Source organism: Dysgonomonas sp. 37-18 (assembly GCF_001899125.1).
GTDB lineage: Bacteria > Bacteroidota > Bacteroidia > Bacteroidales > Dysgonomonadaceae > Dysgonomonas.
Window position 1 is genome coordinate 57,125 of sequence record NZ_MKVC01000010.1, and the last position, 14,248, is coordinate 71,372.

Sequence of the window (14,248 nt, forward strand, 5' to 3'; positions counted from 1 at the left end):
TCATTATAAATCTTATAGTTATGACAAGAAAGACATATTTAAAATGTGTCTTTCTCTGTATTGCTGTACTATCAGCATTGCAGGGAAATGCACAAAAGAAAGTATTAGATCATACGGTCTACGATTCGTGGAAAAGTATATCCAATATTAGTATTACAAATGACGGTATTTATACGGCAACCGTAGTCAAAGAACAAGAAGGGGATGATTATCTTCTGGTTAGTAATCTGAAGACAAAGCAGGAATTGAAAATTCCACGTGCATATACCTACTCGATATCACCAGACCAGAAACACATAATAGCACAGATCAAGGCTCCTTATGCAGTTACACGCCAAGCCAAAATAAAGAAAACGGCCGATGAAAAGATGCCAAAAGATTCTTTAGCCCTAATTTCGCTGGATAAACTTATAGTTTCTAAAATTCCGAATGTAAAGAGCTTCAAAATAGGAAAAGATTTTTCGGATTACATTGCTTATACAATAGACGACACATTAAAATCTAAAGATAAAAAAGAGCCTAAAGCTCTCACGCTTGTACTCCGCAATCTTTATACATCGAAAGAAGATACCATAAAAAATACGACAGAATATATTTTTAGCCGCAATGGTAAAAGCTTTGCGACAATATTGAAGCCTTCAGCAAAAGATACGGTTAATAAACCGGGTGTCCTTTTTGTCGACCTGAATAATTTACGCAAGGATACGGTTTCTATAAATAAAACAATTTATAAGAACCTTACTTTATCCGAATCGGGAAACAAGCTTGCTTATTTAGCAACATCAGATAGCCTGAAAAAGGAAATTAAAGATTATAGACTTTTCTACTTTGATCCGACTTTAGACTCTGCAAAAATAGTTGCAGATAAGAACACCGCGGGAGTCCCTGAAAAATGGACTGTAAGTGATAATTATACTCCACTGTTCAGTAAGAATGAGAAAAGATTGTTGTTAGGAATAGCTCCTATCGTCTTACCAAAAGACACGGCTATTCCCGATTTCGAAAAAGCAAAGCTTGACATCTGGCACTGGCAAGAACCGCTTATCCAACCTCAGCAGCTTGTACAGTTGGAAAAGAAACAGAAGCAAACATTTCTGTCTTACATTGATTTGGAATCAAATACATTCTATCAATTAGCAACAGAGGAGATACCCGATGTTAGTATCTCTGACGAAAATAACGGGCAATACGCTATCGGAACGTCAGACCTGAAATATCAACTAAAGACTCAATGGGACTATCGTGCAAATCAGGAAAATGATATCTGGCTTTTCGATTTAATCAATCATACAAAAAAGCAGATCAAGAAAGGATTACAAGCTAGGCTTATACTTTCACCTCTGGGCAATTTTCTGGCTTGGTATGATATAAATACCCTTCAGTACTATGCCTATTCGATAAGAGATGAGAAGGAAGTCTGTTTGACAGATCAATTGAATGTGAATTTCTGGGATGAGAAAAACGACATCCCGACAGCTCCTTCTCCATACGGATATGCAGCATGGATGGAGAAGGATGCCGCTTTACTTGTTTACGACATGTATGATATCTGGAAATTAGACCCTACCGGAATAAAAACTCCTGAGAATATTACGAAAGGTTTAGGCAGAGAAAGAAAAGTGACATTGCGATATATCAAACCCGATCCCGAAAGCAGGTTTATAAAACCAAACGAAAAACTACTCCTCTCGGCATTTGATAATACAACAAAAGAAAATGGCTTTTATGAATTGGCTAAAAACAATATTAAGCCTCTAACTATTGCAAAATACTCTTATAGCACACCTGTAAAGGCAAAAGATAAAGAAGTATTTGCTTATACGAAAAGTAACTTTAATACCTCACCCGATTTATATTTTACAAGCAATTTGTGGAAAGCTGAAAGCAAGCTTTCCGATATAAATCCACAAATGAGAGAATACAACTGGGGAACTGCCGAATTAATGTCATGGACTACATTTGATGGGAAACCAACACAGGGAATAGTATACAAGCCTGAGGATTTCGACCCGAACAAGAAATATCCGGTGATGATTTATTTCTACGAAAAGCATTCGGACGAACTGTATCAGTACTTCCCTCCTGCTCCAAGTCGCTCTATTATCAATATACCGTTTTACTGTAGCAGAGGTTATATTGTTTTCACGCCGGACATACAGTACACTACAGGACACCCCGGTGAAAGTGCTTACAATTCGATTGTGTCAGGTGCTCAAGAATTAGCAAAAAACACATGGGTAGACAAAGCCAATATGGCTATACAAGGGCAAAGTTGGGGAGGATATCAAACAGCTTATCTTATTACACGCACAAATATGTTTAAAGCTGCCGGTGCGGGTGCTCCCGTATCAAATATGTTTAGTGCATACGGAGGTATACGTTGGGGCAGTGGAATGAGCAGACAGTTTCAGTATGAACAAACACAGTCTCGAATAGGTGCGACGATGTGGGAAGCTCCCGAACTTTATAAAGAAAACTCGCCGATATTCTTTGCGGATAAGGTGCAAACTCCACTCCTGATTATGCACAACGATAACGATGACGCTGTTCCTTGGTATCAGGGAATAGAGTATTTTATGGCTTTACGCCGTTTGGGGAAACCTGTATGGATGCTACAGTACAACAACGAAGCCCACAATTTGAAAGAAAGGAAGAATTCGAAGGATTTAAGTATACGCCTACAACAGTTCTTTGATCATTATCTCAAAGGAGATCCAATGCCTGTATGGATGAAAAGCGGTGTTCCGGCAACAGAGAAAGGAAGGACGTATGGATTTGATTTGCAATAAGAGATACTAATATAAAAAATAGGCTGGATAATTTCCAGCCTATTTTTTATATCACATCCACCCCTTGCTCTTTCAGCAAGTTGAGGCCAATATCTTTAAGTTTAAATTTCTGTATTTTTCCACTTCCTGTTAGAGGGAAAGAGTTTACAAAAAAGATATATTTCGGAATTTTGTGGCGAGCTATTTTTCCTCGACAAAAGGCTTTTACATCTTCAGGCAGGAGATCTGCCCCCTCTTGCAATATAATGAAAGCGCCTACTTCTTCTCCATATTTCTCGGAAGGTATTCCGGCTACTTGAATGTCCTTTATGCCTTGCATGTGATAAAGATATTCTTCTATTTCACGGGGATAAATATTCTCGCCGCCCCGTATTATCATATCTTTAATACGTCCCGTAATGCGATAATATCCATTCTTATCTTTTACCCCCAAATCGCCCGAATGCAACCAACCATCTTTGTCTATTACTTCGTTTGTTGCGTCAGGATTCTTATAATAACCTTTCATCACAAGATAACCACGACAGCAGACCTCGCCCTGCTCTTCTATAGCACACTCTTCGCCAGTATCAGGATTTAGAATCTTCACTTCTGTATATGGGTACTCTCTACCAACAGTCGTACATCGTACTTCAAATGGGTCTTCAGTGGTAGAGTGCGTCATTCCGGGAGAAGATTCAGTCAACCCGTAGACACTTGTAATATGTGTTACATGAAGCCTTTCAGTTACTTGGCGCATTAGTTCTATAGGACAGAGAGCGCCTGCCATAATACCTGTTCGCAGAGAACTGACATCAAACAAATTGAACATCGGATGATTCAGCTCTGCAATAAACATTGTCGGCACACCGTACAAAGCCGTACATCGTTCTTTATGTATAGATGCCAACACCACTAACGGATCGAAACGTTCAACCATAACCTGAGTAGAACCATGGGTTAGACAGTTCATCGTTGCCAAAACAATACCAAAACAATGGAACAGAGGCACGCATACACATAATTTATCATCTGCTGTAAATTGCATAGCCTCGCCTGTAAAGAAGCCATTATTTACAATGTTATAGTGAGTGAGCATTACTCCCTTAGGGAATCCGGTAGTACCTGATGTATATTGCATATTCACTACATCGTGACAATTTACGGTACGCTTCGTTTTATTTAAAATATCACACGATACGTTTTTACCTAACAACAATATCTCAGCAGTATTATACATTCCTCTGTATTTTTCCTGCCCGATAAAAACGACATTCTTTAATTTAGGGAAATGCTCTACATTGAGGTAGCCTCGCTGAGTAGTTTTTAACTCGGGAGCCATTTCATAAACCATATCAATGTAGCTCCCATCGAAAACACCTTCGGTAATGCAAAGAGTATCTATATCTGCATTATCGACAATATATTCTAATTCGTGCTGCTTATAATTGGTATTGATCGTAACCAAAACCGCTCCAATCTTGGCTCCTGCATACAAAAAAGTCAACCAGTCGGGAACGTTTGTAGCCCATATACCGACATGAGAACCGGGCTTAACGCCTATAGCCAAAAGTCCTTTAGCCATATTATTTACCCGCTCATCAAAGTCTTTCCATGTGAAGCGAAGATCTCTATCTGAATATACTATATATTCTTTTTCGGGAGTTTTTTCTGCCCAATATTTAAGCCATTCTCCTATTGTTCTTTCCGATAGTTGCATTTCATGATTTTTGAAGGTATTATCATAAAGGAGTATAAATCACCGCTAAAATCTTAGCTCCACTTTCACCTCCGGCATGTACATGGTGGGATACGATAGAATCATAATAAATGCTATCCCCTTCTTCAAGCCAATATACATCAGTACCATAGTTTATCTCAACAATACCTTCGAGACAATAAATAAATTCTTCACCTTCATGCGTAGATAGAATAAAATCAACACCCTTTTTTATTGGCTCAATCTGTATAACAAATGGCTCCATGTGTCTCCCCGATTTTGTAGAAGACAGAGAGTAGTAGTCCATGTGTTTAACAGAGGAAGTATCTTTTGTAGAAAAGCTTATACTCTTGTTATATTGTTCTTTGCGAGATATTACGGGACCGGTCTCATCCACGTCATCAAGGAAAGTACCCAGCCTTACACCTAATACACGGGCTATCTTTATCAGCGGAGCCAAAGAAGGAATTCCTCCTGTCTCTTCTATTGTAACAACTTGCTTCTCGTCTAAGCCTGAACGCTCTATCATATCAGCAAGAGATATTGATTTCGATTCGCGGATTTCGCGAATCCTCTCCCCGATGCGTTTATTCGTTTTCATGAATAGATAGTATGTTTATTATTTATTTTTAGTGTGATATACAAAAATATGATATTTCTTTAATTAGTATGACTAATAGTCAAGAGGATATTAAAAAACCCTATCATAAATATATTTCTTTAACACAATTATTTCTCAAACAAGAAATCCAAGAAAGAGTACAACAGTCTATATATCAGATATATAACAAATAGCATAAATTTTATTCAATATAACATATAAGAGATTCTTCGAATCTAAATAAGTTTAAGAAGTTATTCCTATTTTTGCCATGCGAATAAATAATTGTAATTATTGAACAATATCTGTCCTTAACAGATTATACATATATGAAAATATATTGGCAGATACTTAAGAAATACAAAACAAGCTTGATTATAAGCCCGGTTCTTGTATTGATCACCGTATTGTGTGAAACAATACAGCCTTGGTTTATGGCTAAGATTGTAGATGATGGGGTTGTGCACCGTAACCTATCCGTTATCACAGAGATTGGAGCATACATGGTGGGAATATCCATCGTGGGGCTTATTGTAAGCATCATTAATGTATATGTATCTTCACAAGCATCGATCGGATTTGGCACTGACCTTAGAAGCAAATTATTTTCGAAAATACAGCAGCTTTCTTTTACCGAAATCGACAGATTTAATTCCGCTTCATTAATCACACGCCTAACAAACGACATCAGTCATATACAGCAAGTTGTATTAATGAGTATGCGCTTACTGTTACGCTCACCATTAATGTTAGTTATGTCTTTTTTCTTTGTTATAAAAATAAATACCGATCTTGCTTTTATCATGTTGGGGGTTGTACCTATACTCAGTATTAGCATTTTCCTCATCATGTATAAAGGGCTTCCACTCTTTATGAAAGTACAACAAAAGATTGACCAACTCAATGCGATGGTAAGAGAGAACCTGATCAACATCCGTGTCGTTAAATCATTTGTAAGAGAAGATTTTGAAACTAAGAAATTTGAGAAAAGAAGTGAAGATCTGCAAAATATGGTAGTGAATGCGTCCAATGTTATTATAGCAATATTTCCTGTCATGCAGCTTATAATGAATGTATCTGTTATCGTAGTTCTTTGGGTAGGTGGAGCAAAAGCGATAGAGGGCAATCTTAAAGTGGGAGAGCTTATTTCTTTTGTCAATTACATGACGCAAATACTTATGGCTTTGATGTTCCTCTCAATGGTGATTGTAAATATCGCGAGAGCTTCGGCCTCATCAGAACGTATACTCGAAGTTATAAAAACAGAACCATCACTTACGAATACACAAGAAGGTTTATCAAACAAGCATAAAATAACAAAAGGAGAAGTTATTTTCAGGAATGTCTTTTTCCGATATAATGGCAGTGAAAACGACGTATTGAAAGATATTAATTTCCAAATAAAACAAGGTGAAACAATCGCTGTAGTAGGAGCAACAGGCTCAGCTAAAAGTTCTATGCTTCAGCTTATCCCAAGGCTCTACGATGTTACGGCAGGAGAGATTCTCATAGATGGAGTTAATGTAAAGGATTATAATCTGGAAGAATTGCATGCCGAAATAGGAATGGTACTGCAAAAAAATGAACTCTTCACCGGAACAATTATAGATAATCTTCGATGGGGACGACCCGATGCAACAATAGAGGAAATAGAAGAAGCGGCAAAAGCAGCTCAAGCACACGATTTCATCGTATCTTTTACAGATGGGTATAACACTCTTCTCGGACGAGGAGGTATTAATGTATCAGGAGGACAGAAGCAACGGATTTGTATTGCACGGGCACTATTACGTAAGCCCAAAATCCTTATACTGGATGATAGCACAAGTGCTGTGGACACGGAAACAGAACAGAAAATCAGATATAATCTTAACAATCTCTTAAAAGATACAACTGTCTTTATTATAACACAACGTATCAATACAATGCAATCAGCCGATAGAGTGATAGTACTGGAGGATGGAGAGATAGACGTTATTGGTAAACCTGATGAACTAATAGAAAAGTCGAAGTTGTATCAGGAGATATACAACTCTCAACAAATAGTCTACTGAATAATATGGCACACGGAGATCACTATAAACAGAGCGGCAAGCCGATAGAAGCTAAAAAAACCTTCTTCAGGATAATGACATATCTTGCTAAGGATAAAAAACTCTTGATCGTTATCGGTTTTCTTATCATTATCAGCATTGGGTGCAACCTTGTTGGTTCATATATGATACGTCCTATCATCAACAATTATATCATTCCGGGCAACTATGAAGGACTACTGCATATACTCATTATTCTCGGAGTTATATATCTGATAGGTGTAGCTGCTGTGTATATACAATACAGGCTGTTAAATAGAATAGGTCAACGTGCAGTAACCCGTATGCGTACAGATCTGTTCAAGAAGATGGAAAAGCTGCCTATCAAGTATTTCGACACGCATCAGCATGGCGATATCATGAGCCGATATACAAATGACATAGATCAGGTGAGTAATGCCCTTACAGATGGCTTATCGGATATGCTGACCAGTTCACTGATGCTTGTAGGGATATTCACGCTTATGATTTATATAAGCCCTATACTAACTTTAGCTACCCTGATTACCATCCCTCTCATGTTCCTTAGTGCCAAAACGATCGTAACGCGAAGTAAGAAATACTTCAAAGCACAACAAGATACACTGGGAGACACAAACGGGTATATAGAAGAAATGATTAGCGGGCAAAAAGTTATAAAAGTATTCGGTTATGAGAAAAAGGTGGAACAAGACTTCGAACAACTGAATCAAAAGCTAAATGAGAAATCAAAAAAAGCACAATTTTACTCGGGGATGATGATGCCTGTGATGCAGAACCTTAATACTTTAAACTTTGTAGTTGTTACCATAGTGGGCGGATTACTTGCTATATTCAGAGGATTTGATGTCGGTGGATTGGCTGCATTTCTTCAATATTCCCGTCAGTTTGGTCGCCCTATAAATGAGCTTGCCGGCCTTTATAATAGCATACAAGCGGCAATGGCAGGAGCAGAACGTATCTTTCAGGTAATAGATGAGGCTCCCGAACAAAAAGACGCTCAGGATGCAATAAGCCTCAATGATGTGAAAGGTGATCTGAAAATGAAAGATGTCTATTTCGGATACAAACAAGACAAGCTAATTCTGAAAGGAGTATCACTGCATGCAACACCCGGAACGAAAATAGCCCTAGTGGGAGAAACAGGGGCAGGAAAAACAACTATACTAAATATGCTCCCCCGCTTCTTCGACATTAAATCGGGAGAAATAACAATAGATGGAATATCGATACATAATATAAAAAGAGAAAGCCTTAGACAGTCGATGGCTATCGTACTACAGGATACCCATTTATTTACAGGAACAGTATGTGAAAACATCCGCTTTGGACGACCGGAAGCGACAGATGAAGAAGTAATACAAGCGGCAAAACTAACAGCGGCTCATTCGTTCATCAAGCGTCTACCAAAAGGATATCACACTATGCTGGAGAATGATGGCGCAAATCTCAGTCAGGGGCAGCGACAACTGTTGAATATAGCACGAGCAGCTATTGCTGATCCTCCTATCCTTTTGCTAGATGAGGCTACCAGCAACATAGATACCCGAAGCGAACTCCTTATACAAAAAGGACTTGACAAGCTAATGGAAGGCCGTACGAGCATTATCATAGCACACAGACTTTCTACAGTGCGTAATGCAGATAGAATACTCGTGCTCGATGATGGTCAGATAATAGAACAGGGGACACATACAGAGCTCCTTAACCTCAAAGGGAAGTATTACAGTCTGTACCAGGAACAGTTTGAGGAATTTTAGTCGAGTTATGCTAAAAAGCCATATAATAATCAGATAGAAACCAAAAGGAGTAAAATTAACAATATATCTTATCCTCATATTTAAATAATCTTGTACTTTTAGCCCAATTTTCGAATTAGAATAATGAAAGAGAATCACAAAGTTCCGTTTAGCGCATTAGGTGTCGTTTTAGCAATAGGTATCGTATTTGGAGATATTGGTACATCGCCTTTATATGTGATGAGAGCCATCTTGAACACCCTACCTGCCGGGCAACACAGCCATGCGGAATATATTCTCGGTGCTATATCTTGTGTGATATGGACTTTGACAATTCAAACCACTCTGAAATATGTTATCATCACCCTTCGTGCCGATAATAAAGGTGAAGGTGGTATCCTTTCTTTATATGCCCTTATCCGCCAAAAATACCGGTGGGCTTATATCCTCGCAGGTATAGGTGCGGCTACATTGCTTGCCGATGGTATTATAACTCCTGCCATGACCGTTATGTCTGCCGTAGAAGGTCTTCAACCGATAGCTCCGCACATACCGGTTATACCTATTACAGTAGCTATAGTACTCATCCTATTTCTGGTACAACCCTTCGGGACAGGCTCTTTGGGAAGATACTTCGGGCCACTGATGATCATCTGGTTTACGATGATGGCTGTGATGGGTCTAAGTCAGGTCGTGCACGATCTAACTGTATTCAGAGCTTTTAACCCGATGTATGCGATTCATTTTCTGATAGAAGTACCACAGGCTATGATTATACTCGGTGCTATCTTTCTATGTACAACAGGGGCAGAAGCCTTGTATTCAGACTTAGGGCATTGTGGATTGAAAAACATACGCATTTCGTGGATCTATGTCAAAGCAGCTCTTATACTCAACTATTTAGGACAGGCAGCATGGATTATCAACAGCGGACATGTAACCCCTGATGTAAATCCCTTCTTCTCTATGATGCCCGAGTGGTTCAGACTTACAGGTGTAATAATGGCTACCGTAGCTGCAATTATTGCCAGCCAGGCGTTGATAAGTGGATCTTTCACCGTTATCAGTGAGGCTATATCACTGAACATCTGGCCGAATGTAAAAATACAATACCCTACTAACATCAAAGGACAATTATACATCCCATCCATCAACTATATGATGATGGTACTTTGTCTTATCATCATACTCACAATGCAATCTTCGATGAAGCTGGAAGCGGCCTATGGTCTTGCTATCACCCTCAGCATGTTGATGACCAGCGCCTTGCTCTTCCTTTACTTTATGAAAAAGAAGAGACCATTGTGGTTTACTATCCCACTCACTCTATTCTTCGTTATCATAGAACTCAGTTTCTTCTTTGCAAATATGCAAAAGTTTGCACACGGAGGATTTATCCCTATCATTATTGCAGGAGTACTACTGCTTCTGATGTATTCATGGTATAACGGGCGCCGTATTAAACGTCACTATACTGTTTATGATCAGGTAGATGAGCATTACGTCAGCCAATTATTAAAGATAAGTGATGACACAACCATACCTAAAGCAGCTACCCATCTGGTGTATATAGTGAAGGCCAATAATAAGAACTTTTTGGAGAGCAAGATTGCCTACTCCCTATTTAAGCGAACACCTAAAAGAGCTGACACATACTGGTTTGTAAGAATAAAAAGAACGGATGAGCCTTATGAATTCAGTTACGAAACAACTATATATGCCCCTAAGAAAATTTTCCGTGTGAATATCCGTGCAGGGTTTAAACTAGGAATACATACCGACAAATATGTAAACCTAATAACCAATGAGTTGGAACGACTAGGCCTTGTAGATCTAACGTCTCGATATCCATCTATGCAAGATGCTAAAGAGAAACGAGGAGACTTTAAGTTTATGATCGTAGACCGCATATTCCGCAATGTACACATGAACCCTTCAAGACAGATTATCTTGGGATGTTACAACCTTGTAAAGAGATTAACAACCTCAGACACACAGATGTATGATATAGATCCATCTCTTGCTGTTGTTGAGACTGTACCTTTAAGGCAAGTAGACCATACCGAAGAGCAACTGAAAGACCTGCTGAACCAAGCAAATGAAGCGGAATAGTTAAACTCGAAGTCCATCCAGCAGCTTCACATAAAGCTCTATAGCTTCCCTTATTTCACTCAAATGGATATATTCGTTTGCTGTATGCGAGCGGGCTGAGTCTCCGGGTCCCATCTTCAAAGTAGGGAAAGGCATAAATGTCTGATCAGATAACGTAGGCGATCCATAAGGAGTTTTTCCAATGATAATAGCACGTTGAACAAATGGATTTTCGAGAGAAATCCTCGATGAATTCAGGCGAAAAGACCGGGGTTTTACCTCACAGTCTGTATGCTTATCTATAATATGATAAAGCTCTTCATTACTATACAATTCGTTGCTTCTTACATCTACAACAAAGTCACACTTATCGGGTACTACATTATGTTGTGTTCCTGCACTCACCATACTTACAGTCATTTTTACAGGGCCAAGCAAATCGCTCGTTTGCGGAAACTCGTACGTCCGAAACCATTCGATATCTTTAATTGCCTTATAAATGGCATTTTCTCCTTCGTTACGGGCTGCATGTCCCGCTTTTCCGTATGATGTACAATCAAGGACTAAGAGACCTTTCTCTGCAATAGCAGGATTCATCTGGGTAGGTTCACCCACAATACCAAACGCAATCTGGGGAAGTTCGGGAACAACAGCCTCCGCTCCGCCATTGCCGGAAACTTCTTCCTCGCACGACGCTAAGAAAATCAGGTTATAATCTTGTTTCTTTTGAGTCAACATAAAGAAAGCATGCAACAAGCACACCAAGCTGGCTCCCGCATCGTTACTTCCCAATCCATAGAGTGTGTCACCATCTTCTTCGGGAAAGAAAGGATCTTTTGTCCAGCCGGATACAGGACGAACGGTATCCATGTGCGAATTGAGCAGGATAGTAGGTTTTGAAGAGTCAAAATCCTTACTCCGAATCCAAAGATTATTTCCCTTTCTATCGGGAGTAAATCCCATCTTACGCATGCACAAAATTATTACTTCTGCTACATTATGCTCCTCTCTACTGAAAGACGGAGTACTTATCATTTCCTTCAATAGGTCGACTGCATTGTAGTATAAAGCATCAATATCCTGTTCCATAGATTTTATTTTTTAGTGAAAAGGTGACAAAAGTGACACTTTTTCTACTGTTTTGAGTTGTTACTTTTTTCTATTATTGAAGCGCATCAAGCACTTATATTAGATAATTATTTTAAGTATTTATTATAGCTATTGCAACAAAGTATACACACTTTATTCTTTATCACGTATAATTAGCTCGCCGATCTTTAAATCCAACGGCGTAGTGATCTTTATATTCGTTACTTCTCCTTTTACAAGATGCACATTTACGCCCATAGCTTCTACAACCGAAGCATCATCGGTAAATGTTTCTTTGAAATCCGTTTGATAGGCTTTTTTGAGAACATTCACATCGAAGACCTGAGGCGTTTGTACCAACCTTATTTTAGACCGATCAACAATTCGGCTTTTATCCTCATCAACAACTTCCCTGAGACTATCTGTAGAGTCTATAACAGGTATAACGGCAGGGTATTCTCTCGCAGCATCAAAACACCGCTTTATCATTTCCACCGAGCCAAAAGGGCGAACTCCATCTTGCACACCAACCAATCCGTCAGTCACAAGGGCCAACCCGTTTTTTACTGAATGGAAACGAGTTTCTCCTCCATTGGCAATTAAATGTTCTATCGAAAAGTTATATTCTTCACACAAGCTTTTCCAATAGTCCTGATGAGAGACAGGCAGCACCAAAATAATATTTATATCCTGATCAAACCTATAAAAAGCCTCTATTGTACGCATAAGTACAGGTTTACCGCCGATAGGAATAAACTGTTTTGGCAAATCATTCCCCATGCGCAGCCCTTTTCCTCCGGCTACTATAATGACATTTTTCTTCATTCTATTTCGTCCAGAATCTTTTGTATTTCTACATTCGTCTTTTGCAGTTTATCTTTACAAAACTTAATAAGGGTTGCCGCTTTTTTTACTTTTTCGAGAAGGATATCTACATCCAAATCGTCATTTTCGATACTGCCCATAATATCCTGCAACTCCTGCATTGCTTCTCCGTATGTTTGCTCTTTCTTTGCCATAATTCATTATTAGTTACAAGAACAAATTATAATTATTTCTATCATTTATTACCAACCGAACTCAATTCTTCTTTTTTTATTCCAATTCTATTAACTAGCGATTGCTTTAATCAGCATATATATAACCGTAGCAACAGCTAAGGTAAGTATTGCAACCTTTAGTTTTTCAAGAAGTGTATAACTTCTCTTGAGTGCAATATTTACCTCTCCAAACTTATCTATAAAATAGGCATTTCGCCCTTTCTCCATAATTAGCGCTAATCCATCGGAAAAAGAATATACTCTCTCATAAATAAGTGACACAACTACTTTATTTTCCTTGTTTATAAATCCCCATTTGCCCCCCATCTTTGCAGCGGCAAGCCCTTCTGAGAAATTAGATAAATCTTCATATATAAAAGGAATGATTTCCTCTCCTCTTTCATTAATAAAACCGTATTTACCGCTTAAATTGACATAAGCTAATCCCTCTGAATATTCGGAAGCAATATCGTCATATATAAAAGAGACTATTTCATTACCGACCTTGTCGATCACTCCCCACTTCTTACCTTTAGAGATACAAATCAGACCATCCTTACATTTAGCACCCTGTGAACGATCATATATAAAGGGAATAACTTCATTGCCCAAAGCATCGATGAATCCACATTTTTCATCTTTACAAACACAAATAAGGCCTTCACGAAACTCGAATATATCATCATAGACAAATGGTACAACTTCGTTACCCTGCTTGTCAATTATGCCGGCTTTACCATCCTTAAAAACACCACAGAGGCCTTCCGAAAAGCAGTTTATCGTATCATAAACGAAAGGAATCACCAATAATCCCTTTTTATCGATAAATCCCCACTTACCATCCTTGCATACCCCGGCTAATCCATTCGAAAACACATCAGCATCTTCATACTCGATATGAATAACCTCGTTACCGGCTTTATCAAGATATCCGCATTTTCCGTTCTTTTGCACCATTACCAAGCCTTCGGAATAACTGAAAGCCATTTCATATATACAAGGAACAACCAATTCTCCGTACTTATTAATAAACCCTGTACCCGATTTTCGTATAATGTGCGCCATCCCCTCTTGAAAACTAAAGGCATAGGAAAAGGGTATCGGATTATTATTTACACTCATCTTTTA

The 14,248-nt window shown here is 38.6% G+C and carries 10 protein-coding genes; 4 read left to right on the top strand and 6 right to left on the bottom strand.

Annotation, left to right across the window (positions count from 1 at the left end; translation table 11 throughout):
• Nucleotides 1-20 precede the first annotated feature (20 nt).
• Nucleotides 21-2,789, top strand: a complete 2,769-nt coding sequence (locus tag BGO84_RS03945; protein ID WP_291027836.1) for a prolyl oligopeptidase family serine peptidase — start codon at nucleotides 21-23, stop codon at nucleotides 2,787-2,789.
• Nucleotides 2,790-2,835: 46 nt separating this feature from the next.
• On the opposite strand, the gene BGO84_RS03950 is transcribed toward BGO84_RS03945, so the two are convergent.
• On the bottom strand, nucleotides 2,836-4,488 hold the full coding sequence (locus BGO84_RS03950) for an AMP-binding protein (RefSeq protein ID WP_291027838.1): 1,653 nt from the start codon (nucleotides 4,486-4,488) through the stop codon (nucleotides 2,836-2,838).
• Nucleotides 4,489-4,510: 22 nt separating this feature from the next.
• Nucleotides 4,511-5,089, bottom strand: a complete 579-nt coding sequence (locus BGO84_RS03955; RefSeq protein WP_291027840.1) for an XRE family transcriptional regulator — start codon at nucleotides 5,087-5,089, stop codon at nucleotides 4,511-4,513.
• 329 nt (nucleotides 5,090-5,418) lie between these two features.
• On the opposite strand from BGO84_RS03955, the gene BGO84_RS03960 reads away from it, so the two are divergent.
• From BGO84_RS03960 to BGO84_RS03970, 3 genes are all read left to right on the top strand, one after another.
• Nucleotides 5,419-7,143: an ABC transporter ATP-binding protein gene (locus BGO84_RS03960; RefSeq protein ID WP_291027842.1), complete on the top strand. Its 1,725-nt coding sequence runs from the start codon at nucleotides 5,419-5,421 to the stop codon at nucleotides 7,141-7,143.
• A gap of 5 nt (nucleotides 7,144-7,148) precedes the next feature.
• Nucleotides 7,149-8,921 carry an ABC transporter ATP-binding protein gene (locus BGO84_RS03965; RefSeq protein WP_291027844.1) on the top strand — a complete coding sequence of 591 codons (1,773 nt, stop codon included), beginning with the start codon at nucleotides 7,149-7,151 and terminating at the stop codon, nucleotides 8,919-8,921.
• A 123-nt stretch (nucleotides 8,922-9,044) separates the two neighbouring features.
• Nucleotides 9,045-11,012, top strand: coding sequence for a KUP/HAK/KT family potassium transporter (locus BGO84_RS03970; RefSeq protein WP_135105551.1), 1,968 nt, complete (start codon nucleotides 9,045-9,047; stop codon nucleotides 11,010-11,012).
• On the opposite strand, the gene BGO84_RS03975 is transcribed toward BGO84_RS03970, so the two are convergent.
• From BGO84_RS03975 to BGO84_RS03990, 4 genes are all read right to left on the bottom strand, one after another.
• Entirely contained in the window at nucleotides 11,013-12,080 is a 1,068-nt protein-coding gene (locus BGO84_RS03975) for a M20 family metallo-hydrolase (RefSeq protein WP_291027846.1), read from the bottom strand.
• Between the two features lie 153 nt (nucleotides 12,081-12,233).
• Complete coding sequence (locus tag BGO84_RS03980; RefSeq protein ID WP_291027848.1) at nucleotides 12,234-12,905, bottom strand: 2-C-methyl-D-erythritol 4-phosphate cytidylyltransferase; 672 nt, start codon at nucleotides 12,903-12,905, stop codon at nucleotides 12,234-12,236.
• Nucleotides 12,902-13,099, bottom strand: coding sequence for an exodeoxyribonuclease VII small subunit (gene xseB / locus BGO84_RS03985; RefSeq protein WP_252637950.1), 198 nt, complete (start codon nucleotides 13,097-13,099; stop codon nucleotides 12,902-12,904). The genes BGO84_RS03980 and xseB overlap by 4 nt, the downstream gene beginning before the upstream one ends.
• 90 nt (nucleotides 13,100-13,189) lie before the next feature.
• On the bottom strand, nucleotides 13,190-14,242 hold the full coding sequence (locus tag BGO84_RS03990; protein ID WP_291027850.1) for a WG repeat-containing protein: 1,053 nt from the start codon (nucleotides 14,240-14,242) through the stop codon (nucleotides 13,190-13,192).
• Between the last annotated feature and the right edge of the window lie 6 nt (nucleotides 14,243-14,248).

Bases quoted from the DNA above. Each gene is read 5' to 3' on its own strand.
- BGO84_RS03945 (WP_291027836.1), top strand. From the start codon at position 21: ATGACAAGAAAGACATATTTAAAATGTGTCTTTCTCTGTATTGCTGTA.
- BGO84_RS03950 (WP_291027838.1), bottom strand. From the start codon at position 4,488: ATGCAACTATCGGAAAGAACAATAGGAGAATGGCTTAAATATTGGGCA.
- BGO84_RS03955 (WP_291027840.1), bottom strand. From the start codon at position 5,089: ATGAAAACGAATAAACGCATCGGGGAGAGGATTCGCGAAATCCGCGAA.
- BGO84_RS03960 (WP_291027842.1), top strand. From the start codon at position 5,419: ATGAAAATATATTGGCAGATACTTAAGAAATACAAAACAAGCTTGATT.
- BGO84_RS03965 (WP_291027844.1), top strand. From the start codon at position 7,149: ATGGCACACGGAGATCACTATAAACAGAGCGGCAAGCCGATAGAAGCT.
- BGO84_RS03970 (WP_135105551.1), top strand. From the start codon at position 9,045: ATGAAAGAGAATCACAAAGTTCCGTTTAGCGCATTAGGTGTCGTTTTA.
- BGO84_RS03975 (WP_291027846.1), bottom strand. From the start codon at position 12,080: ATGGAACAGGATATTGATGCTTTATACTACAATGCAGTCGACCTATTG.
- BGO84_RS03980 (WP_291027848.1), bottom strand. From the start codon at position 12,905: ATGAAGAAAAATGTCATTATAGTAGCCGGAGGAAAAGGGCTGCGCATG.
- xseB (WP_252637950.1), bottom strand. From the start codon at position 13,099: ATGGCAAAGAAAGAGCAAACATACGGAGAAGCAATGCAGGAGTTGCAG.
- BGO84_RS03990 (WP_291027850.1), bottom strand. From the start codon at position 14,242: ATGAGTGTAAATAATAATCCGATACCCTTTTCCTATGCCTTTAGTTTT.